Below are 21,356 nucleotides of genomic sequence, written 5' to 3' on the forward strand. Positions count from 1 at the left end.
ACACCGGAGCCTTGCGGACAGAACCTGACCGCAAGGCTCCGTAACGTCTGGGGTGTCGAGAAGCCCGGCGGATGAGCCGGGTGGAACAGCCCGTGACAGCGGGCGGGAGAGAGGCGGACACCATGGTCACCCACGTCAGCGCGGAAGCACACGGCGACGAGCGCGGCGCCCTGATCGCCTTCGTGGAGGCACAGCGCGGCGGCGTCCGCCGCTCGGTCATCGGCCTCACCGACGAACAGGCGAAGGCCCGCCCGAGCGCCAGCGAGCTCACCCTCGGCGGCCTCGTGAAGCACGTCGCGGAAGTCGAACTCAACTGGCTCCGCATGGCGCAGCGGAAGCCCAACGAGAGGGCCCGCACGCAGGAGACATGGGGCGAGGGGTTCCGCCTCGTGGAGGGCGAGACGCTCGCGGAGACACTGGCGTTCTGGGACGGTGTCGCCCGTGAGACCGAGGCGTTCATCCGCGAGGTGCCGAGCCTCGACGACACCTTCCCGCTGCCCGACGCGCCGTGGTTCCCGAAGGACGGCGCCGTGTCGATGCGCTGGCTGATGCTGCACCTGGTCGAGGAGATCGGGCGGCACGCGGGCCATGCCGACATCATCCGGGAGTCGCTGGACGGGAAGACGGCCTTCGAGCTGGTGGCGCTGGAGCGGGGCTACCCTAGTCAAAATTGATGACCCGGGGGGGCCGAATGGAAGGGCGCGGTACATGTCAGCGATCCGGCTCCTTGTCCTGGGGGCCGTGCGTCAGCACGGCCGCGCCCACGGCTACCAGGTGCGCAACGACCTGGAGTACTGGGGCGCCCACGAGTGGTCCAACGCCAAGCCGGGCTCGATCTACCACGCCCTGAAGCAGCTGGCGAAGCAGGGCATGCTGCGCGCGCACGAGGTCGCCCCCTCCACGGCAGGCGGCCCGCCCCGCACGGAGTACGAGATCACGGAGCAGGGCACGGAGGAATTCCTCACCCTGCTCCGTGAGTCCCTGACGATGTACGACCAGCGGCCGGACATCCTCACGGCCGCGCTCGGCTTCATGGTGGACCTGCCGCGCGAGGAGGCCGTCGCTCTCCTCAAGGAGCGGGTGCGGCGCATGGAGGAGTGGCGGGCCTCCGTCACCGAGTACTACACACCCGCGGAGGGCCCCGGGCAGCTGGGGCACATCGGCGAGATCATGAACTACTGGGTGCACTCGGCCGACACGGGCGCCGAGTGGACCAAGAGTCTCATCGCCCGCATCGAGGGCGGCGCGTACACCTTCGCGGGCGAGGGCGAACCCTTCGTGGCCGTGCTCGCGGACGGACAGGAGAACCCGTACGCGACGGGGGACCGGACCTCCCCGGAGAACAGCTAATCAAGTTTGACGAATGAGCGGGTCTCGGTTACCTTCGCACTTCTAGTCAAGTTTGACTACAAGATCGTCGAGGGGGGCCGGATGACGGACGCGATCGTCGTCGAGGGCGCACACAAGACGTACGGGCGGAAGAAGGCACTGAACGGCCTCGACCTGCGGGTCGAGCGCGGCACCGTGCACGGGGTGCTCGGACCGAACGGCGCGGGCAAGACCACGGCGGTGCGGATGCTCGCGACCCTGCTGCGGCCCGACGCGGGGCGCGTGGAGGTCGCGGGCCACGACGCGCGGCGCAGCCCCGACGAAGTGCGCAGGCGCATCGGGCTGCTCGGCCAGCACGCGGCGGTCGACGAGGAGCTGAGCGGCCGGCAGAACCTGGACATGTTCGCCAGGCTCCACCACATCGGCGCCCGCCACGCGCGCGTGCGGGCCGACGAGCTCCTGGAGAGGTTCGGTCTCGCGGACACCGGACGCAAGGCCGTCAAGCAGTACAGCGGCGGGATGCGGCGCCGCCTGGACCTCGCGGCGTCCCTCGTCACCGACCCCGAGGTGCTCTTCCTCGACGAGCCCACCACGGGCCTCGATCCGCGCGGTCGCGCGGAGGTGTGGGACTCGGTGCGCTCACTGGTCGGCGGCGGCACGACCGTGCTCCTGACGACGCAGTACCTGGAGGAGGCGGATCAGCTGGCCGACCGCATGTCGGTGATCGACGAGGGGCACGTCGTCGCGGAGGGCACGGCGGACGCCCTGAAGGCGAAGCTGGGCGGCGACCGCATCGACGTCGTGGTCCGGGACGCGGCCCAACTGGCCCGTGCGGCCGCTGTGCTGCCTCCCGGAGCCACGGTGGACCCGGACCGCAGAATGGCCTCCGCGCCCGTCACGGACCGCATGGAGGCCCTCACAGCCGTCGTGCGGGGCCTGCGGGACGCCGGCATCGACGCGGAGGACGTGGCGCTGCGCAGGCCCACGCTGGACGAGGTCTTCCTGAGCCTGACGGAACGTACGAAGGAGCCCGTGTGAGTACGCCGATGAGCTGGGCCGTGACCGACTCCTGGACGATGACACGGCGCGAACTCGCCCACTGGGCACGGCAACCCGTGCAGGTCCTCGTGGGACTCGTCTTCCCCGTGATGATGCTGCTGATGTTCACCTACCTGATCGGCGGCGGCAAAGGCATCGCGGGGGAGTACGCCGAGTTCCTCGTCCCCGGCATGTTCGCGCTGACGATGGTCTTCGGGCTCGACGCGACGATGGTCGCGGTCACCCAGGACCTCAACAAGGGCGTGATCGACCGGTTCCGCTCCATGCCGATGGCCAACGGTGCCGTCCTGGTGGGGCGTTCGGTCGCCGACATGCTCCAGTCGTTCGTCTCGCTCCTGGTCATGATGGGCGTCGGGCTCGCGATCGGCTGGCGCTGGCACGGTTCGTCCGGGGCGGTCCTCGGGGCCGTCGGGCTGCTCCTGATGCTGCGGTTCGCGATGCTGTGGCTCGGCATCCACCTGGCGATGGTGGCGGGGAGGCCGGAGCTGGTCATGACCGTGCAGATCCTGGTGTGGCCGGTCGGGTTCCTCTCCAACGCCTTCACGGTCCCCGAGAACATGCCGGGCTGGCTGGGCGCCCTGGTCGAGTGGAACCCGCTCTCGGCGACGGCGACGGCCACCCGTGACCTCTTCGGCAACGACCCGGGGGTGGCCGGCACGTCCTGGGCCGCCGAACACGCGGGGCTCCTGGCGGTGCTGTGGCCCGTGGTGCTCGTAGGGGTATTCCTGCCGTTGGCGGTCCGCAGGTTCACGGCGCTGAGCAGGTAGCACCGGCCGCCAGGCTTTCCCGCTTGCACCTCACGCGACGTGAGGACACAGGGTGGTCCGCGTACCGAGAGAAGAAGGGCGGACGCCATGAGCTGGTCCGTGGGACAGGTCGCCGCTTTCGCCGGAGTGACCGTGCGCACGCTGCACCACTACGACGAGATCGGACTGCTGGTGCCCGGCGGGCGCAGCCACGCGGGTCACCGGCGCTACGGCGACGACGACCTCGACCGGCTGCAGCAGATCCTGTTCTACCGGGAGCTCGGCTTCCCCCTCGACGAGGTGGCGGCCCTCCTGGACGACCCGGACACGGACCCGCGGGAGCACCTGCGCCGCCGGCACAGGCTGCTGACCGCGCGGATTCACCGGCTCCAGGAGATGGCCGCCGCCGTCGAGACCGCCATGGAGGCGAAGAAGATGGGCATCAACCTCACGCCCGAGGAGAAGTTCGAGGTCTTCGGAGACCACGATCCCGACCAGTACGCCGAGGAGGTCGAACAGCGCTGGGGCGACACGGACGCCTACCGCGAGTCGCAGCGCAAGGCCGCCTCGTACACCAAGGACGACTGGAAGCGGATCAACGACGAGTTGAACACGGTCCACGCGCGCGTGGGGGAGCTTCTCGGCCGCGGCGTGCCCCCCGACTCCGAGGAGGCCATGGACGCCGCGGAGGAGCACCGCCGCCTCATCACGGCGAACCACTACACCTGCTCGCACGAGATGCACACCTGTCTCGGTGAGATGTACGTCGCCGACGAGCGGTTCACGGCCTTCTACGAAGCCATCAGGCCCGGCCTGGCGGTGTACCTAAGGGACGCGATCCTCGCGAACGCGGCACGCAACGGGTGAGGCGCATGCGGCCCGGCTATGTTCCAGTTGTCGCACAGTACGGCCGGAGAAGGGCACTGGAACCTGGCCGGGCCGCCCCGCGTTGATAAATTTGGGGGGCTGCATCTGCCGCCGCCCCGCCCCCTCACCCCTCAGGAGCCCGGAACCGTGACGACGCTTGCGCTCGGACCAAGCTGGTTGGATCCGGATTACCTGCTCAACCAGTTCGGTCTCTGGGGCCTGCTGGTGATCGTCTTCGCCGAGTCGGGCCTGCTCATCGGCTTCTTCCTGCCCGGTGACTCGCTGCTGTTCACCACGGGCCTGCTGATCACCACGGACAAGCTGGACACCCCGCTGTGGCTGGCCTGCCTGCTGATCTGCATCGCCGCGATCCTCGGCGACCAGGCGGGTTACCTCTTCGGCAAGAAGGTCGGCCCCTCGCTCTTCAACCGCCCGGACTCCAAGCTCTTCAAGCAGGAGAACGTGGTCAAGGCCCACGACTTCTTCGAGAAGTACGGCCCCAAGTCCCTGGTCCTGGCCCGCTTCGTGCCGATCGTGCGCACCTTCACGCCGATCATCGCCGGTGTCTCCGGCATGCGGTACCGCTCGTTCATCACGTTCAACATCATCGGCGGCGTCATGTGGGGCGCGGGCGTCACGCTGCTCGGCGCCTGGCTCGGCAACATCGAGTTCGTGCACAAGAACATCGAGGCGATCCTCATCCTGATCGTCCTCATCTCGGTGGTGCCGATCGCCATCGAGTTCCTGCGGGCGCGCAGCAAGTCCAAGAAGGCCGCGTCCGACGAGGGCGCGGGGGCGCCGGGCACGCCGCCCGCGCAGCAGCGCGGCCGTCACGCCAAGCGCTGACGCACTCCGGAACAGGTCTCAGAAGCCGCGCGTCCGCTTGGCCGCGCGGCGGTTCGCCGCCGAGGCCGCGCCCGGCACCTTCAGGATCAGCCGGGAGACCTCGCTCCCCAGGTTCACGCCGATCGCGATGGCCAGAGCCGTCGCGACGGCCTTGGTGAGCGAGTTCATGCCCGTGTTCAGGTCGTTCTGCGCCAGCGCGAGCAGCCCGAAGTACGTCGCGCTACCCGGCAGCAGCGGCCCGATCGCCGCCGTCACATAGGGCAGCGACGACGCGAACCTGTACCGCGAGAAGAGCTGCCCGAACAGACCGACCAGACCGGCCGCGACGGCCGTCGCGGCGACGGGCGAGAGCTCCAGCGGCGTCTGCGCGAGCGCCCCGAACATCACCCAGGCGATGCCGCCGTTGAGGGTCACCATCAGCACGGTGTTACGTTCCTGCTGAAGCAGGATCGCGAACGCCAGACTCAGCGCCATCGACGCCAGGATCTGGATGACCGGCCGCGACGACGTCACGCCGAACTTCGTCTCCGGGGTCAGGTTCGTCGCGTCGAGCATGACGCCGAGCGACAGCACGAGCAGCACACCGCAGACGATGCCCACGATGAGGTACATGACTTCCAGGAGACGTGCGGCCGCGGTGATGTAGTAGCCGGTCAGACCGTCCTGCACGCCCGCCACCAGGGCCCGCCCCGGGATCAGCGCGAAGAGCCCACCCGTGATCACCGCCGAGGCCATGGACGCCTCGGTGTGCACGAAGCTGAGCGCCACGCCCATCCCCGCGGGCGGCATCGCGGCGCCCACGAACTGGTAGAACTCCGGAAGTCCGCGCCCCGCGCACAGCCAGGCGAGACGGTCGCCGAGCATCGCGCCCACGGCGGCCACCAGGAAGACCAGCGCGCCACCGCCCACGAGCACCGAGGCGGAGCCCGCGAGGAGCCCGCTGGCGGCCGTCAGGGCCCATCCGGGATAGGGGTGACGGTTACGCCGAATGCCCGCGAGCCGGCGGTAGGCCTCCTCCAGGGAGATCTCCAGATCCGGGTCGCTGATGTCGTCCACCAGGTGGAAGACCGCCGCGAGACGCGTGTAGTCGGTGCCACGCCTGCGGACCGTCCTGGAAGCCGTGACCGGGTCGTCGACCAGGGAGGGCTGGTGCGAGATCGACAGGAGCGTGAACGTCACGTTCGGCTCGCAGCGGTCGAGGCCGTACGAACGGCAGACCGCGAACATCGCCGCCTCCACGTCCTCGGCGCCCTCACCGCCCGCCAGGAGCAGCTCGCCGATACGCAGGGTCAGGTCGAGCACGCGCGGCACGGCGGGCCCGCTGTCGTCCTCCTGCTTCTGCGCGGGCTCCGGAGCGGGCCGCTCGGTGACCGGCATGCGCAGCATCGTGCGCATCTGGTCCTGCCACGGCACGTCCTTGGTGAGCTTCACCAGGGGTATGCCCTGCGCGGGCGTGAACGCCTGCGGGGCGTTGCGGGAGGTGTAGGTGTGCGGCGTGGTGAACGCCGACTTCTCGGTCTCCTGCGTCGTCGACGACGGCGTCGCGAGGCCGGTGGGAATGGCGAACTCGGACGTCGTCTGGGACTCGTCCTCAGGGGCCGGTGGCTGCGCCATCACGCCGCTGGGCTGCACGAACGCGCTGCGTGATTCGTCCGACTGCGGCTTGCGGTCCTCGGCCTCCTGCTCGGCCACTGATGCCCTCACTTCTCATACGACTCGTACGCACCCTCCGTATGGCCAGTATGGGCACAGATACACGAACGGGCCGCGCGACCCCCGTGGGTCGCGCGGCCCGCCCGGGGCGAGTGGCTCAGTGGCCGCCCTCGTCCTTGAAGCGCTTGTAGGAACGCTCGATCTCGGCCTCGGCGTCCGCGCGGCCGACCCAGTCGGCGCCCTCGACGGACTTGCCGGGCTCCAGGTCCTTGTAGACCTCGAAGAAGTGCTGGATCTCCAGGCGGTCGAACTCGGAGACGTGGTGGATGTCGCGCAGGTGCTCCACGCGCGGGTCCGAGGCCGGGACGCAGAGCAGCTTGTCGTCGCCGCCCGCCTCGTCGGTCATCCGGAACATGCCGATCGCGCGGCACTTGATGAGGCAGCCCGGGAAGGTCGGCTCGTCCAGGATGACCAAGGCGTCCAGCGGGTCACCGTCCTCGCCGAGGGTGTTCTCGACGAAGCCGTAGTCCGCGGGGTAGCTGGTCGACGTGAAGAGGCGACGGTCCAGACGAATCCGGCCGGTCTCGTGGTCCACCTCGTACTTGTTCCGCGAACCCTTCGGAATCTCGATGGTGACGTCGAACTCCACGGGTGGCTCCTCCATGATCAGCACATACTTCGGGTGATTAAGTGTCCCTCACGCAGATGTGTGATCGCGAAAGGGGCTGGTCGTCGTGCCGGAGCTCAAGCCTTGGCAGCGGCCTCGACAGCTTTTGAGACAGCTGGCAAAGCCTTCCGCCACCAAGCTCTCCGGGTTCTCCGGGAAGCTCACGACCTGGCAGCTCACAGCTGGGTCCGCCGCCTTCGGCCTGGTCATCGCGGCCGGGGCGGTGGCCGCGGCCGGCCCTTGGGACTCCTCCGGTCAGCGTACGGCGGAGCGGGACCGGGCCGCTTCCCAGGACGCCTGGGGTGGCGCAGATCACGCTGGTCGGGCGCCCGGAAGCGAGCCGGAGGCGGCGCCGAGCGCCCCTTCGGTGCTCGCGGGGCTCGGCGCGCCCGCGGGGGTGGCACCGGCACCGACGGACTCCGCCCTGGCGGAGGTGCTCGATCCGCTCATGCGGGATCCGGCGCTCGGCCCGAAGCGGTCCGCCGTCGTGCTCGACGCGGCCTCCGGGAAGCCGGTGTACGGCAAGAACGCGGGCGACGGCCTGACGCCCGCGTCGACCATCAAGATCGCCACGGCCGTCGCGGCACTGTCCGCGGTGGGCCCCGACCACCGCATCGCCACGAAGACGGTGATCGAGCCCGACGCCTCCGGGGCGCCCGACGTCGTCCTGGTCGGCGGCGGCGACCCCACCCTCACCGCCCGCAAGGACGGCCGCTACACGGACACGGCGGCGAGCCTGCGCACGCTCGCCGAGGACACGGCACGCTCCCTCGAGAGCCGCGGCATCGACAAGATCAAGCTCTCGTACGACACGTCGCTGTACTCCGGACCCGTGCAGCACCCGATCGGCCCGAACGAGAACATCACGCCGGTCACCGCCCTGATGGCCGACGAGGGCCGCCTGGACGACTCCACGAGCGGCCCCGCACCGCGCACGGCCGACCCGGCCGGCGAGGCGACGAGGAAATTCGCGCAGTTCCTCGGCGACAAGGGCATCACCACGACCACACCCCCCGACACGACACCCGGCCCCTCCAAGGCATCGGACCGCGCCGAGGCGCTGGCGAAGGTCGAGTCGCCGCCGCTGTCGGCGCTGGTCGAGCGGATGCTGACGCACAGCGACAACGACATCGCCGAGGCGCTGGCCCGCCAGACGGCGATCGCCGCGAAGGAACCGGCGAGCTTCGACGGCGCGGGCAAGGCGGTGCGCGACGCCCTCTCCAAGCAGAAACTCCCCCTCTCCGGCACGAAGTTCGCCGACGGCAGCGGTCTGGACCGCGCCGACCGCGTCTCCGCGGAGCTCCTCGCCGCGCTCCTGGACCACGCGGCGGACCCGGGCCGTCCCGGACTCCGTCCGGTCGTCACGGGCCTGCCCGTGGCGGGCTTCACCGGCACGCTCGTCGACCGCTATCCCAAGGACTCCCCGGGCACGGGCGTGGTCCGCGCCAAGACCGGCACGCTGACGGGCGTGAACAGCCTCGCGGGAACGGTGGTGGACGCGGACGGCCGCCTCCTGGTCTTCGCCTTCATGACCACCGGCACGACGGACCCCCAATCGGCCCAGAAGGCCCTGGACCACATGGCGTCCACGGTGGCGAACTGCGGCTGCCGCTAGAAGGCCCCGTCAACGGCTGATCGCCGGGTCCTGGAACCCGGACGCCCAGGGTTCGCGCCCCAGCGGCGCGGAGAACTGCGCGAGCACCCCCACCGGACCCGCGCACGAAGGGCCGCTGATCGCCGATCTCTGAACGGCCGCCGCCCAGGAGTCGCCGCTCAGGGGCGCGGGGAACTGCGCGAGCCCCCCCCCGCCGGACCCGCACGTGAACACCGAGGCCCACCCACCCCACACGCTCCCTAGGGGCAGGCCCCAGGGCAATGTCAGGGGTGCCAGCCCCTCCACAGGAGGGAGCCAGCACGTACCGTTGACCGCATGACGAGCATCGGTGGTGCCGAGATGGTCGACTGGAATCTCGCGGTGGCGACCGCGACCCGCCTCGTGAGGCCGGGCCCGGAGGTGAGCCGTGACGAGGCGCGAGCCGTCGTCGCGGAGCTCCGTCGGCACGCCAAATCCTCGGAGGAACACGTCCGTTCCTTCACGAGGATGGGGACGGAGGCCACCCACGACACCCCCGTCCTCGTGGTGGACAGGGCCGGCTGGGTCCGGGCGAACGTCGCGGGGTTCAGGGAGATCCTCAAGCCCCTCCTGGACAAGATGCAGGACCGCCGCACGGGCCCCGGCAACGCCGTGCTGGGCGCGGTCGGCGGCAAGGTGACGGGCGTGGAGCTCGGCATGCTCCTGTCGTTCCTCGCCTCCCGCGTCCTCGGGCAGTACGAGACGTTCGCCCCGGCCACCCGCGAACTCCCCGCGGGAGCGAACGGCGGCGGCAGGCTCCTCCTGGTCGCCCCGAACATCGTGCACGTGGAGCGCGAGCTCGACGTGGACCCCCACGACTTCCGTCTCTGGGTCTGCCTCCACGAGGAGACGCACCGCACGCAGTTCACCGCCGTGCCGTGGCTCCGCGACCACCTGGAGGCCGAGATCCAGTCGTTCCTCGGCGAGACCGAGGTCGACCCGATGACGGTCCTCGAGCGCGTCAGGGAGGCCGCCCAGACGTTCGCGGGCGGCCGCACCGACGCGGCGGACGGCGAGGAGTCCGAGGGCGGGCGCTCCCTCGTCGAGCTCGTCCAGACTCCCGCCCAGCGCGAGATCCTCGCCCGCCTGACGGCCGTGATGTCCCTGCTCGAAGGCCACGCGGACTTCGTGATGGACGGCGTCGGCCCGGACGTCGTGCCGTCCGTCGGCGAGATCCGGGAGAAGTTCCAGCAGCGCAGGGCCCGCGGCGCGAGCCGCCTCGACCAGGCGCTGCGCAAGCTCCTCGGCCTCGACGCGAAACTGCGCCAGTACCGCGACGGAGAACGCTTCGTGCGCGCCGTCGTCGACCAGGTCGGCATGGACGGCTTCAACCGCGTGTGGACGTCGCCGAACACGCTGCCCACGAAGGCGGAGATCGCCAAACCCGCGGACTGGGTCGCGCGGGTGCACCGTAAAGGAGACTGAGAGGCCGGATGCGGCCGATGGCAGGAGAACGCCCCCGTAATCACCCGTCCGAGGGACCGTAGGCGATGGGTAGGCGTGCAATGCTCGGGTAACGGCTCGGCTCTGTCACCATCGACACACTCTGAGTGACCGAACGCGTGGGAAGTGAGGCCCCCCGAGGGCCGGACGACCCGAGTGGGTCCTGAGTGACTGGCCCGAGCTCACCCCCCGAACTTCACGAAGGGAACCGGACATGGGTCCCCATCCTGCGGTCGCGGCGATACGCCTGGCGGTCCGCCGCGTACTCCACGACGTCCTGACCGACCTCCAGCGCACCCCCGACGCGCCCCCGCCGCACGACCGGCGCGCCGCGCACCCCCCACGCCCGCCGCACCCCCCACACACGCCGCACGACCAGGCCGCGTCGCCGCTCGTGCTCGTCGCCTGCTCCGGCGGCGCCGACTCCATGGCGCTCGCCTCCGCGCTCGCCTTCGAGGCCCCCAAGCTCGGCTTGCGCGCCGGCGGCATCACCGTCGACCACGGCCTGCAGCCGGGATCCGATCTGCGCGCCGCCGAAGTCGTCGTGCGCCTCACCGCGCTCGGCCTGACCCCGGTCGACTCCGTGGCCGTGGACGTGGGCCGCGAGGGAGGCCCCGAGGCCGCCGCCCGCGACGCGCGCTACGCGGCCCTGGACGCCGCCGCCGAACGGCATTCGGCAGCCGCCGTCCTGCTCGGCCACACCCGGGACGACCAGGCCGAGACCGTCCTGCTCGGCCTCGCCCGCGGCTCCGGGATCCGCTCACTGTCCGGAATGGCGGCGACCTCGGGGGTCGCCGGCCGATACCGCCGCCCCTTCCTGCACCTCGACCGGCAGACCGCCCGCAAGGCCTGCATGGTCCAGTCGCTGCCCGTCTGGGACGACCCGCACAACGCCGACCCGGCGTACACCCGCTCCCGCCTGCGCCACGAGGGCCTGCCCGCCCTGGAGAAGGCACTCGGCAAGGGCGTCGTCGAGGCGCTCGCCCGCACGGCCCAGCTGTCCAGGGACGACGCCGACGCCCTCGACACCTGGGCCGCCCAGGCCGAGACCACCGTGCGCGACTCCACCGGCCTCCTGGAGTGCGCGAAGCTCTACGCGCTGCCCCCCGCGGTGCGCCGCCGCATCGTCCGCCGGGCCGCCATCGACGCGGGCGCCCCCGCGGGTTCGCTCTTCGCCCGGCACATCGAAGAGGTCGACCGCCTGATCACGGGCTGGCGCGGCCAGGGAGCCATCAACCTCCCGGGCAAAGTCGTGGCTCAGCGCCAGGGTGGCAGACTGGTGATCCGGCAAGGCTGACGAGAGCCCCGTGTGACTGACGGGCCGAGTCGGCCGGTGGGACGACCGAAAGTGATGCGGGTGGACGCGAAAGACATGGGCACCGACCTCCAGTCGGTGCTCATCACCAAGGAAGAGATCGACGCGAAGCTGGCCGAGCTGGCCGCCAAGATCGACGCGGAGTACGCGGGCAAGGACCTGCTGATCGTCGGCGTCCTCAAGGGCGCGGTGATGGTCATGGCGGACCTGGCGCGCGCCCTGTCCACTCCCGTCACGATGGACTGGATGGCCGTCTCGTCGTACGGCGCGGGGACCCAGTCCTCCGGCGTCGTGCGGATCCTCAAGGACCTGGACACCGACATCAAGGGCAAGCACGTCCTGATCGTCGAGGACATCATCGACTCCGGTCTGACGCTGTCCTGGCTGCTGTCCAACCTCGGCTCGCGCGAGCCCGCCTCCCTCGAGGTGTGCACGCTGCTGCGCAAGCCGGAGGCGGCCAAGGTCGCGATCGACGTGAAGTGGATCGGCTTCGACATCCCGAACGAGTTCGTCGTGGGGTACGGCCTCGACTTCGCCGAGAAGTACCGCAACCTCCCGTTCGTCGGAACGCTCGCTCCGCACGTCTACGGCGGCTGACTCCCGTAGCGCGTACGACGCAGGGGAACCCTCACCCGTTTCCCGACGTTGGAGCATGCGAAGGCCGGATTGCCAGCAGTCCCGGGCAGCTTCGGGTCACAATGCTGGGGTACCGTCCGAAGAACAGTCTTTATCAAACTCACTATGGCAGGAGGGACGGGGCGTCATCGCTCCGTATGGATGGACGTGAAGCGATACTTCCGTGGGCCAGTCATGTGGATCGTGCTGGCCGTCCTTGCCGTGGTCGTGTTGATGCAGGTCGTCGGCTCGTCCGGCGGCTACAAGACGGTGGACACCGGCCAGGTCGTCCAGGCGATCAACGACAACAAGGTCGAGTCCGCCAAGCTCACCACCGGTGACGAACAGATCATCAAGGTCGAGCTCAAGGACGGCCAGAAGGTCAAGGACAGCAGCAAGATCCAGGCGAGCTACATCGGCGACCAGGGCGTCGACCTCGCCAAGACCCTGCAGTCCAAGTACCAGACCAAGGACATCCCGGACGGTTACACCGTCTCGCCGTCGAAGCAGAACCCGTTCGTCGGGATCCTGCTCTCCCTGCTCCCCTTCGTCCTCATCGTCGTCGTCTTCCTGTTCCTGATGAACCAGATGCAGGGCGGCGGCTCCCGGGTCATGAACTTCGGGAAGTCCAAGGCGAAGCTCATCACCAAGGACACCCCGAAGACGACGTTCGCCGACGTGGCGGGGTCCGACGAGGCGGTCGAGGAGCTCCACGAGATCAAGGAGTTCCTGCAGGAGCCGGCGAAGTTCCAGGCCGTCGGCGCCAAGATCCCCAAGGGTGTGCTGCTCTACGGCCCGCCCGGTACCGGCAAGACGCTCCTCGCGCGTGCCGTCGCCGGTGAGGCCGGAGTCCCGTTCTACTCGATCTCCGGTTCCGACTTCGTCGAGATGTTCGTCGGTGTCGGTGCCTCCCGTGTGCGTGACCTCTTCGAGCAGGCCAAGGCGAACGCCCCGGCGATCGTCTTCGTCGACGAGATCGACGCCGTCGGCCGTCACCGCGGTGCCGGTCTCGGCGGTGGCCACGACGAGCGCGAGCAGACGCTGAACCAGCTGCTCGTCGAGATGGACGGCTTCGACGTGAAGGGCGGCGTCATCCTGATCGCCGCCACGAACCGCCCCGACATCCTCGACCCGGCGCTGCTGCGCCCCGGCCGCTTCGACCGGCAGATCGCCGTCGACCGCCCGGACATGCAGGGCCGCCTGGAGATCCTCAAGGTTCACCAGAAGGGCAAGCCGGTCGCCCCGGACGTCGACCTCTCCGCGGTCGCCCGTCGCACGCCGGGCTTCACCGGTGCGGATCTGAGCAACGTCCTCAACGAGGCCGCGCTGCTCACCGCCCGCAGCGACAAGAAGCTGATCGACAACAGCATGCTCGACGAGGCGATCGACCGCGTCGTGGCGGGCCCGCAGAAGCGGACCCGGATCATGTCCGACAAGGAGAAGAAGATCACCGCGTACCACGAGGGCGGACACGCCCTGGTCGCGGCGGCCTCACCGAACTCGGACCCGGTCCACAAGATCACGATCCTGTCCCGCGGCCGGGCTCTGGGTTACACCATGGTCCTGCCCGAAGAGGACAAGTACTCGACCACGCGCAACGAGATGCTGGACCAGCTGGCATACATGCTGGGTGGGCGCGCGGCCGAGGAGCTCGTCTTCCACGACCCGACGACGGGCGCGGCGAACGACATCGAGAAGGCCACGGGCACGGCCCGCGCGATGGTCACGCAGTACGGCATGACCGAGCGGCTCGGCGCGATCAAGTTCGGCGGCGACAACACGGAGCCCTTCCTCGGTCGCGAGATGGGCCACCAGCGCGATTACTCGGAAGAGGTCGCGGCGCTGGTCGACGAAGAGGTCAAGAAGCTCATCGAGACCGCGCACAACGAGGCGTGGGAGATTCTCGTCGAGAACCGCGACGTCCTCGACAACCTGGTCCTCCAGCTCCTGGAGAAGGAGACCCTCGGCAAGGAAGAGATCGCCGAGATCTTCTCGACCATCGTGAAGCGCCCGGCCCGCCCCGCGTGGACCGGCTCCTCGCGGCGCACGCCCTCGACCCGCCCGCCGGTGCTCTCCCCCAAGGAGCTGTCGCTGACGAACGGTGCGAACGGCGCGACCCCCGCGGTGACGTCGGGCAGCACGGAGCAGCCCCTCGAGGTGGCCCCGGAGGACCGCCCCGAGAGCTGACCCGCGCGCCTCAGCAGGCCCGGAATGGATGCCGCGCCCCCCTGGTTCTAGCCTGGGGGGCGCGGCTTATTTCGTACGCCCGCGTGTGACGCACAGGAACGAGGCACAAGATGACCGACCCGGTGACGCTGGACGGCGACGGCCTGATCGGCGAGTTCGACGAGAAGCGGGCCGAGAACGCCGTACGCGAGCTGCTCATCGCCGTGGGGGAGGACCCCGACCGGGAGGGGCTGCGGGAGACTCCGGGGCGCGTCGCACGGGCGTACAAGGAGATATTCGCCGGGCTCTGGCAGAAGCCCGAGGACGTGCTGACGACGACGTTCGATCTCGGCCACGACGAGATGGTCCTGGTGAAGGACATCGAGGTCACCTCCTGCTGCGAGCACCACCTGGTGCCGTTCCGCGGTGTGGCGCACGTGGGGTACATCCCGTCCACCTCCGGCAAGATCACCGGTCTGTCGAAGCTTGCCCGCCTCGTGGACGTGTACGCGCGCCGGCCGCAGGTGCAGGAGCGCATGACGACGCAGATAGCGGACTCGCTGATGGAGATCCTGGAGCCGCGCGGCGTCATCGTCGTCGTGGAGTGCGAGCACATGTGCATGTCGATGCGCGGCATCCGCAAGCCCGGCGCCAAGACCATCACCTCCGCGGTCCGCGGCCAGCTGCGCGACCCCGCGACGCGCAACGAGGCGATGAGCCTGATCATGGCCCGCTGAAACGACGGCGGGATCCGGGTGGTCGGGAGTCTTTCGTTCCGCTCAACTCGCTTTCCGTGTGCGGCTGTTGTGGCCGAAAGCGGTGGACGATGGGGGCGGTGGCCGAAAGACTGCGTGTATGACGAATACGAGCACGCAGCCTCTGCCCACCCGCAAGCTCGGCGGCCTGGAGGTCTCCGCTCTCGGCTACGGCGCCATGGTGCTCTCCCCGGGGGTCTACGGCGAGGTCGACGACGAGCGCGGCGAGCGGGCTCTCCTCGCGGCGGTCGACGCGGGCGCCACGATCATCGACACCTCCGACGGGTACGGCGTCGACGGCCACAACGAACGCCTCATCGGCAAGGCCCTGCGGGGGCGCCGCGACCAGGTCGCGATAGCCACCAAGTTCGGCTTCCGGCTGCCGGAGGGCGTGGAGCCGCACCCGTTCCCCATCGGCTACGCCTTCGGTGAGCTGGCGGTCAACGGCGACCCGAAGCACGTACGCGGCTATGCCGAGGCGAGCCTGCGGGGCCTGGAGACGGACCACATCGACCTGTACTACCCGCACTTCCCCGACCCGCAGGTCCCGATCGAGGACACCGTCGGCGCGGTCGCCGAGCTGATCCGGGAGGGGCTGGTGCGGCACCTGGGCCTCTCGAACGTCACGGCCGCCCAGCTGCGGGCCGCGCACGCCGTGCACCCCGTGTCGGCGGTGCAGATCGAGTGGTCGATGTGGAAGCCCGCCGAGCCGGAACTCCTCGCTGCGGCGCGCGAGCTCGGCGTCGGGCTCGTGCCGTGGTCGCCGCTGGGCGCAGGCTTCCTCACCGGCACGGTCGGCCAGGTCACGGAGGGCGACTTCCGGCAGAACGCGCCGCGTTTCGACGCGGCGAACCTGAAGGCCAACAACGACCGCTTCGCGCCCGTGCGGGGCGTCGCGGAGGAGCTGGACATCACCCCGGCGCAGCTCGCGCTCGCCTGGCTGCTGCACCAGGACCCGAACGTCGTGCCGATCCCCGGCAGCCGTACGCCGAAGCACATCGAGGAGAACCTCGCGGCCGCGCACGTACGGCTGGACGCGGACGTCCTGCGGCGTCTGGAGCGGATCCTGGGGGAGACGGAGGTCGAGGGCGGCACGCTGCTGTAGCGCCCGTCGGCGCCTTTCTGGGGGCGTGGCCTACGCCGCGGCCGGCGTCTCGCCGTTCTCGTCGTCGTCCTCGGGGAGCTTGCAGACCCGCTCCATGAAGAAGCCGGCCGCTATCACCGCGATGCCCATCAGAACCGAAAGCCCTGCGTACACCGCCTGGTCGCGGCGGGGCGGGATGTCGAGGGACTCGAGCAGGAACACACCCGTCCCGCCGTACATCCCCGCGACCAGGGCCGCGACCAGGGCGCTCGCCTGGCCGAAGACGACGGCGCGGGCGGCCATCATCGGCTCGACGCCCTTCGCTCCGGGGCGCCGCTCGCGCTGGGCCTTCAGCCGGGAACGCAGGGACAGCGCCGTCGCGAGGAGGGTGACGGCGATGACCGCGAGCACGATGGGCGCGGCCAGCGGAACGCGCGGCAGCGTGCCGACGGAGTCCCAGAGGCGGGCGCCCGACCAGGACAGCACCCCGGCCACGAGGAAGAGGCCGACCAGTGTCCTGATGCGCAGTTCCTTCACGGGTGACCCTTCATCGGCTTGCTTGTCTCGACCGCCTTCTCCAACGACTACTCCGGCAGTCGGAGTTCCAGGTCGGCGCGGGGAGCCACACCGTCCAGGGTGACCGCGTCGAGCAGCTTCGCGACCGGGCCCCGGCCGGTCAGCTGTGCCTCGGGTTCCACATCGTGCCAGGGAGCGAGGACGAAGGCGCGTTCGTGGGCGCGCGGGTGGGGCAGCGTGAGGGCCGGGTCCTCGGAGACCACGTCCGCGTACGCCACGATGTCCACGTCGATGGTGCGGGGGCCCCAGCGCTCGTCCCGTACGCGGTGGAAGGCCTCCTCGACCGCCTGCGCGCGCTCCAGGAGCGAGGCGGGCGGCAGCGTCGTCTTCACCACGACGACCGCGTTGAAGTACGAGGGCTGGGTGCCGGGGTCGACGCCCCAGGGCTCGGTCTCGTACACCGGGGAGACCGCCTTGACCCGCAGGCCGGGGGTGTCCTCCAGGGCGTCGACGGCGCCCTGCAGCGTCTCCAGGCGGTTGCCGAGGTTGCTGCCGAGGGAGATCACGGCACGCTTGGGGTTGGACAGGGTCGAGTCCGCGGCGTCCACCTGCGCGACGACGGAGGTGGGCACCGGCTGGACGGTGGGGTCGCTCTGACCTGCTTTGAAGGGCACAGTCATACTCGGCTCCGGGTGATGGTGACGGTCACGTCGTCGAACGGGACGGTGATCGGGGCGTCCGGCTTGTGGACGCAGACCTCGACCTCCAGAACTCCGTCGTGCTTGAGACACGCCTGGGCGATGCGCTCCGCGAGCGTCTCGATGAGGTCGACGGGTTCGCCCTCGACGACGGCCACGACCTCTTCGGCCACGATTCCGTAGTGCACGGTCTTCGCCAGGTCGTCGTCGGCCGCGGCCGCTCGCGTGTCCAGGCCAAGCACCAGGTCCACGATGAAGGTCTGGCCCTCTTCGCGCTCCCGCGGATAGACACCGTGGTGCCCGCGGGCCTTGAGGCCGCGCAGCGCGACACGATCCACGCGAATCACTCCTGCAATCGTCGGTATCGGCAGGCCTGCACCGAGTGCGGTCGGCACACCAGCCTCGTTCGAATCTACCTGCGCGCACTGACAGCACTCGCCCGCGGGCCCCGTCGAGCGCCTCGGCGCACACTGGTCGAACGGCGCCTACCCACTCAGGTGGGGGTCTCCTCACCCTCTTCGTCATCGGTTTCCGCGAGGACCGGCGAGGCGTGGTGCGACCACAGCTTCCAGCCGTCGGGTGTGCGGCGAAACACATTCGTGGCGACCACGAGCTGGCCCACGAGCGGGCCGAGCTCGCCGCCGGCCTCCGGGGGCGGGCCGCCGCTGAGGATGTTCTCGGTGCACGTCACCAGAGCGGTGTCGCCGGCCACGCCGACCTTCAGGTCGGTGAGGAAGAACTGGATGTACTCGGTGTTCGCCATGATCAGCGCGTACGACCTGAGGACCTCGCCGCGGCCCGTCAGGACCGGCCAGCCGGGGTGGACGCAGGAGACCGCGTCACCGGCCGTTTCGCCGTTCCGCGCGCTCTCCGTGCCCTCGGCGTCCTCCGTGTCCCCGGCACCCTCCGGGGTGTCCTCGGAGTCCAGCCAGAGGTCGGACACCTCGTCGAAGTCGCCGCGTTCCAGCGCTTCGTAGAACGCCGTGTTGGCGAGCTGCACCTGCTCGACGTCGGTCCTGGCGGCGGTCACCGAGGGCCGCCAGCCGCGCCGGTCACCGCGCGGGCGACGCGGACCGCGTCGGCGGTCGCCCGCACCTCGTGCACACGGACCGCCCAGGCGCCCTGGTGGGCGGCGATGGCGGAGACGGCGGCGGTGGCGGCGTCGCGCTCGCGGGCGGGCGGCGGAGCGCCCTCGGGGCCCGCGAGGACGCGGCCGAGGAACCGCTTGCGGGAGGCGGCGACGAGGACCGGGTGGCCGAGGTCGCGCAGCCGCTCCAGGTGGGCGAGGAGCGTCAGGTCGTGCTCGGCCTCCTTGGAGAAGCCGAGGCCCGGGTCGACGACGATGCGCTCGGGGGCGATGCCGCCCTCGATGGCGGCCTCCACGCGCGCGTGGAGCTCGTCGACGACTTCGGAGAGCACGTCGTCGTAGTGCGGCTCGGCGTGGATGTCGGTGAGGAAGCCGCGCCAGTGCATGACCACGAAGGGGGCGTGCGCGGCGGCGACCGCCGGGACCATGCGCGGGTCGGCGAGGCCGCCGCTGACGTCGTTGACGAGGACGGCGCCCGCCGCGAGCGCCTGCTCGGCGACGGTGGCGCGCATCGTGTCCACGGAGACCGTGACGCCCTCCGCGGCCAGGCCGCGCACGACGGGCACGACGCGCTTGAGCTCCTCGTCCTCGTCCACGCGGGGTGCGCCGGGGCGGGTGGACTCGCCGCCGACGTCGACGAGGTCGGCGCCCTGCGCGACCAGGTCGATGCCGTGCTTCACGGCGGCCGTCGTGTCGAACCAGCGGCCGCCGTCGGAGAAGGAGTCCGGCGTCACGTTCACCACGCCCATGACCGCACAGCGGTCCCACTCCGGCAGCCCCTGGACCGATCCCCGCCCGCGCAACGTACTCATGCCTCCAGCCTAGGCCCGGAAGCGGCGCGATTACGCCGCCTGGACCTCCCGCTCCGCGGCCCGGTGCGGGCAGGGGCGGCGCTGGGGCGTGCCCCGGCGCAGGAAGCGCGGCAGGGCGAGCGTGACGAAGCCCTCGGCCTGCATCGCGGCGAAGCCGATGCGGGGGAGGTCCTTGCTGGAGCGGTAGACGACGAAGCGGGGCTCCCAGCGGGGGCGGAACTTCGCGTTGAACTTGTACAGGGACTCGATCTGGAACCAGCGGGAGAGGAAGACCAGCAGGCCGCGCCAGGCGCGCAGGACCGGGCCCGCGCCGATCTTCTCGCCGCGGGCGAGGGCCGCGCGGAACATGGCGAAGTTGAGGGACACGCGGGCGATGCCGAGCTTCGGGGCCGCCTGGAGGGCGGCGACGATGAGGAGCTCGTTCATGCCGGGGTCGGCCGCGCGGTCGCGGCGCATGAGGTCCAGGGAGACGCCGTCCTTGCCCCACGGGACGAAGTGGAGGACAGCCTTCAGGTCGCCGTAGGGGCCAGGGTCCTCGTCGGCCTTGTGCGCGGTGGCGATCAGACAGTCGCCGTCGTCCGGGTCGCCGATGCGGCCGAGGGCCATGGAGAAACCGCGCTCGGTGTCGGTGCCGCGCCAGTCCTCGGCGGCCCGCTGGATCCGGGTGAGCTCCTGTTCGCCCAGGTCACGGATGCGCCGTACGCGCGTCTCGTAGCCATTGCGCTCGATCCGCTTGACCATCTGGCGTACGTTGCGCATCGCACGCCCGGACAGGGAGAAATCCGCGACGTCCACCACCGCCTCGTCGCCCAGCTCCAGGGCGTCCAGGCCGGTCTCGCGGGTCCACACCTCGCCGCCCGTCTCGGAGCAGCCCATGACGGCCGGCGTCCAGGAGTGGGCCTTCGCCTCGTCCATGAAGCGTTCGATCGCGCCGGGCCAGGCCTCGACGTCGCCGATCGGGTCGCCGCTGGCGAGCATCACTCCGGAGACGACGCGGTAGGTGACGGCGGCCTTGCCGCTGGGGGAGAAGACGACGCCCTTGTCGCGGCGGAGCGCGAAGTGGCCGAGGGAGTCGCGGCCGCCGTGCTTGTCGAGCAGCGCGCGCAGCTTCGTCTCGTCGTCCTCGGTGAGGCGCGCGGCCGGGTGCTCGGGGCGGAAGGCCAGGTAGACGGTGGTGAGGGCGGTGAGCATGCCGAGGGCGCCGAGGGAGAAACCGACCGTCCAGGACGTGCGTCCGTAGTAGTCGACCGGGCCCTCGAAACCGAAGAGTCCGTAGAGGACGTGCTCCAGGCGGTCGGTGATGCTGGGGTCCCCGATGGTCTTGCCGGGGTGGACGCTGACGATCACCAGACCCAGCAGAATCGATCCGGCACCGAGGAGGACGAAGTTGGCGAGGGCACGCCAGCGGCTGCGCGGGTCGGGCAGGGCGGTGAACTCACTCCGATGGCGCAACAGCAGCGCCAGCAGCGCGAGGGAGATCACGACGCCGATGACCGAGTGCCGGTACGCGAACTGCGCCACGGCGCCCGCGGGCAGCAGCACCACGGCGGCCCGCCAGGCCCGCCGCTTGTGACGCCGCAGACCGTGGGCGAGCAGGAGCAGCAGGATGCCGGAGCTGAGCGCGAGCGCTGCCGCGAAGGGACCGAGCGCGCCGGGCAGGACCTCGGCGATGGCGTGCATGCGGCTGTGCCGGAAACGGGGGAAGACGCCCGCCGCGACGTTCAGGAGGCCGACGAGGGTGCAGGCTCTGGCGACCCAGGTGGGCACTGCCTCGGGGCGCGGCCCGCGCAGCACCTTGCGCAGTCGGCCGTCGCGGTGGCGCACCTCACTGTCCGGAACCCCGCCCGACATTTCCCCATCTATCCTGACAGACATCGCATCCCGTAGTTCTGCGAGAGAGCTTTAATCCGGTGCCAAAAGCGCATCCGGCTACATTGCGCCCTCTAGGACGGTCCTTCAGGGAGACGGGTTCATTCCCGACCGGAAACGGCTGGAAATGCTGTGGCAGGCCCGGTGGGCCCCCGGCATCTCCGCCGGCCGGGCCGTCCAGGGTCCGGTCGAGCCG

At 70.5% G+C, this 21,356-nt stretch carries 21 protein-coding genes; 13 read left to right on the forward strand and 8 right to left on the reverse strand.

Translation table 11 applies throughout. The features are described 5' to 3' along the window. Positions 1–122 precede the first annotated feature (122 nt). From DEJ47_RS20970 to DEJ47_RS20995, 6 genes are all read left to right on the forward strand, one after another. The gene (locus tag DEJ47_RS20970; RefSeq protein ID WP_150170551.1) at positions 123–674 is read left to right on the forward strand and encodes a DinB family protein; all 552 of its coding nucleotides are present in this window, start codon (positions 123–125) and stop codon (positions 672–674) included. A 34-nt stretch (positions 675–708) separates the two neighbouring features. Continuing rightward, the gene (locus DEJ47_RS20975; protein WP_150170554.1) at positions 709–1,350 is read left to right on the forward strand and encodes a PadR family transcriptional regulator; all 642 of its coding nucleotides are present in this window, start codon (positions 709–711) and stop codon (positions 1,348–1,350) included. 81 nt (positions 1,351–1,431) lie between these two features. Continuing rightward, positions 1,432–2,367, forward strand: coding sequence for an ATP-binding cassette domain-containing protein (locus tag DEJ47_RS20980; RefSeq protein WP_150170556.1), 936 nt, complete (start codon positions 1,432–1,434; stop codon positions 2,365–2,367). Between the two features lie 8 nt (positions 2,368–2,375). Continuing rightward, entirely contained in the window at positions 2,376–3,155 is a 780-nt protein-coding gene (locus tag DEJ47_RS20985) for an ABC transporter permease (protein WP_150175767.1), read from the forward strand. Between the two features lie 87 nt (positions 3,156–3,242). Then, positions 3,243–4,001: a MerR family transcriptional regulator gene (locus tag DEJ47_RS20990; protein ID WP_150170558.1), complete on the forward strand. Its 759-nt coding sequence runs from the start codon at positions 3,243–3,245 to the stop codon at positions 3,999–4,001. 147 nt (positions 4,002–4,148) lie between these two features. Next, positions 4,149–4,847: a DedA family protein gene (locus DEJ47_RS20995; RefSeq protein ID WP_150170560.1), complete on the forward strand. Its 699-nt coding sequence runs from the start codon at positions 4,149–4,151 to the stop codon at positions 4,845–4,847. Positions 4,848–4,865: 18 nt separating this feature from the next. Here the strand turns inward: DEJ47_RS20995 and DEJ47_RS21000 are convergent, their stop codons facing one another. After that, positions 4,866–6,539: a threonine/serine exporter ThrE family protein gene (locus DEJ47_RS21000; protein WP_223828432.1), complete on the reverse strand. Its 1,674-nt coding sequence runs from the start codon at positions 6,537–6,539 to the stop codon at positions 4,866–4,868. 118 nt (positions 6,540–6,657) lie between these two features. Next, entirely contained in the window at positions 6,658–7,149 is a 492-nt protein-coding gene (locus DEJ47_RS21005) for an inorganic diphosphatase (protein ID WP_055701044.1), read from the reverse strand. Between the two features lie 133 nt (positions 7,150–7,282). Between DEJ47_RS21005 and dacB the strand changes: the two genes are divergently transcribed. The 7 genes from dacB (at position 7,283) to DEJ47_RS21040 (ending at position 16,199) form a co-directional block, all read left to right on the forward strand. Next, positions 7,283–8,782, forward strand: a complete 1,500-nt coding sequence (gene dacB, locus DEJ47_RS21010; protein WP_398336675.1) for a D-alanyl-D-alanine carboxypeptidase/D-alanyl-D-alanine-endopeptidase — start codon at positions 7,283–7,285, stop codon at positions 8,780–8,782. A gap of 315 nt (positions 8,783–9,097) precedes the next feature. Continuing rightward, positions 9,098–10,225 carry a zinc-dependent metalloprotease gene (locus tag DEJ47_RS21015; protein ID WP_150170564.1) on the forward strand — a complete coding sequence of 376 codons (1,128 nt, stop codon included), beginning with the start codon at positions 9,098–9,100 and terminating at the stop codon, positions 10,223–10,225. A gap of 232 nt (positions 10,226–10,457) precedes the next feature. Then, positions 10,458–11,540 carry a tRNA lysidine(34) synthetase TilS gene (tilS, locus tag DEJ47_RS21020; RefSeq protein ID WP_150170566.1) on the forward strand — a complete coding sequence of 361 codons (1,083 nt, stop codon included), beginning with the start codon at positions 10,458–10,460 and terminating at the stop codon, positions 11,538–11,540. Positions 11,541–11,594: 54 nt separating this feature from the next. Then, on the forward strand, positions 11,595–12,155 hold the full coding sequence (gene hpt, locus DEJ47_RS21025) for a hypoxanthine phosphoribosyltransferase (RefSeq protein ID WP_150175769.1): 561 nt from the start codon (positions 11,595–11,597) through the stop codon (positions 12,153–12,155). A 180-nt stretch (positions 12,156–12,335) separates the two neighbouring features. After that, positions 12,336–14,360, forward strand: a complete 2,025-nt coding sequence (gene ftsH / locus DEJ47_RS21030) for an ATP-dependent zinc metalloprotease FtsH (RefSeq protein WP_150170568.1) — start codon at positions 12,336–12,338, stop codon at positions 14,358–14,360. 110 nt (positions 14,361–14,470) lie between these two features. Then, entirely contained in the window at positions 14,471–15,076 is a 606-nt protein-coding gene (folE, locus tag DEJ47_RS21035; RefSeq protein ID WP_150170570.1) for a GTP cyclohydrolase I FolE, read from the forward strand. Between the two features lie 118 nt (positions 15,077–15,194). After that, entirely contained in the window at positions 15,195–16,199 is a 1,005-nt protein-coding gene (locus DEJ47_RS21040) for an aldo/keto reductase (RefSeq protein ID WP_150170572.1), read from the forward strand. A gap of 30 nt (positions 16,200–16,229) precedes the next feature. Here the strand turns inward: DEJ47_RS21040 and DEJ47_RS21045 are convergent, their stop codons facing one another. The 6 genes from DEJ47_RS21045 to DEJ47_RS21070 all read right to left on the reverse strand — a co-directional run bounded on the left by DEJ47_RS21045 (position 16,230) and on the right by DEJ47_RS21070 (position 21,142). Then, positions 16,230–16,715 (reverse strand): DUF3180 domain-containing protein, encoded by a 486-nt coding sequence (locus DEJ47_RS21045; protein WP_150170574.1) that lies wholly within the window; start codon positions 16,713–16,715, stop codon positions 16,230–16,232. A gap of 47 nt (positions 16,716–16,762) precedes the next feature. After that, the gene (gene folK, locus DEJ47_RS21050) at positions 16,763–17,374 is read right to left on the reverse strand and encodes a 2-amino-4-hydroxy-6-hydroxymethyldihydropteridine diphosphokinase (protein WP_150170576.1); all 612 of its coding nucleotides are present in this window, start codon (positions 17,372–17,374) and stop codon (positions 16,763–16,765) included. Continuing rightward, positions 17,371–17,730 carry a dihydroneopterin aldolase gene (folB, locus tag DEJ47_RS21055; protein ID WP_055565731.1) on the reverse strand — a complete coding sequence of 120 codons (360 nt, stop codon included), beginning with the start codon at positions 17,728–17,730 and terminating at the stop codon, positions 17,371–17,373. Before folB ends, folK begins: the two co-directional genes overlap by 4 nt. Before the next feature lie 155 nt (positions 17,731–17,885). Further along, positions 17,886–18,422 carry a nuclear transport factor 2 family protein gene (locus DEJ47_RS21060; RefSeq protein ID WP_150170577.1) on the reverse strand — a complete coding sequence of 179 codons (537 nt, stop codon included), beginning with the start codon at positions 18,420–18,422 and terminating at the stop codon, positions 17,886–17,888. Then, on the reverse strand, positions 18,419–19,291 hold the full coding sequence (gene folP / locus DEJ47_RS21065; RefSeq protein WP_150170578.1) for a dihydropteroate synthase: 873 nt from the start codon (positions 19,289–19,291) through the stop codon (positions 18,419–18,421). Before folP ends, DEJ47_RS21060 begins: the two co-directional genes overlap by 4 nt. Before the next feature lie 30 nt (positions 19,292–19,321). Then, complete coding sequence (locus DEJ47_RS21070) at positions 19,322–21,142, reverse strand: phosphatidylglycerol lysyltransferase domain-containing protein (protein WP_150170580.1); 1,821 nt, start codon at positions 21,140–21,142, stop codon at positions 19,322–19,324. Between the last annotated feature and the right edge of the window lie 214 nt (positions 21,143–21,356).

The sequence above is a fragment of the Streptomyces venezuelae genome (assembly GCF_008642355.1).
Lineage (GTDB): Bacteria > Actinomycetota > Actinomycetes > Streptomycetales > Streptomycetaceae > Streptomyces > Streptomyces venezuelae_B.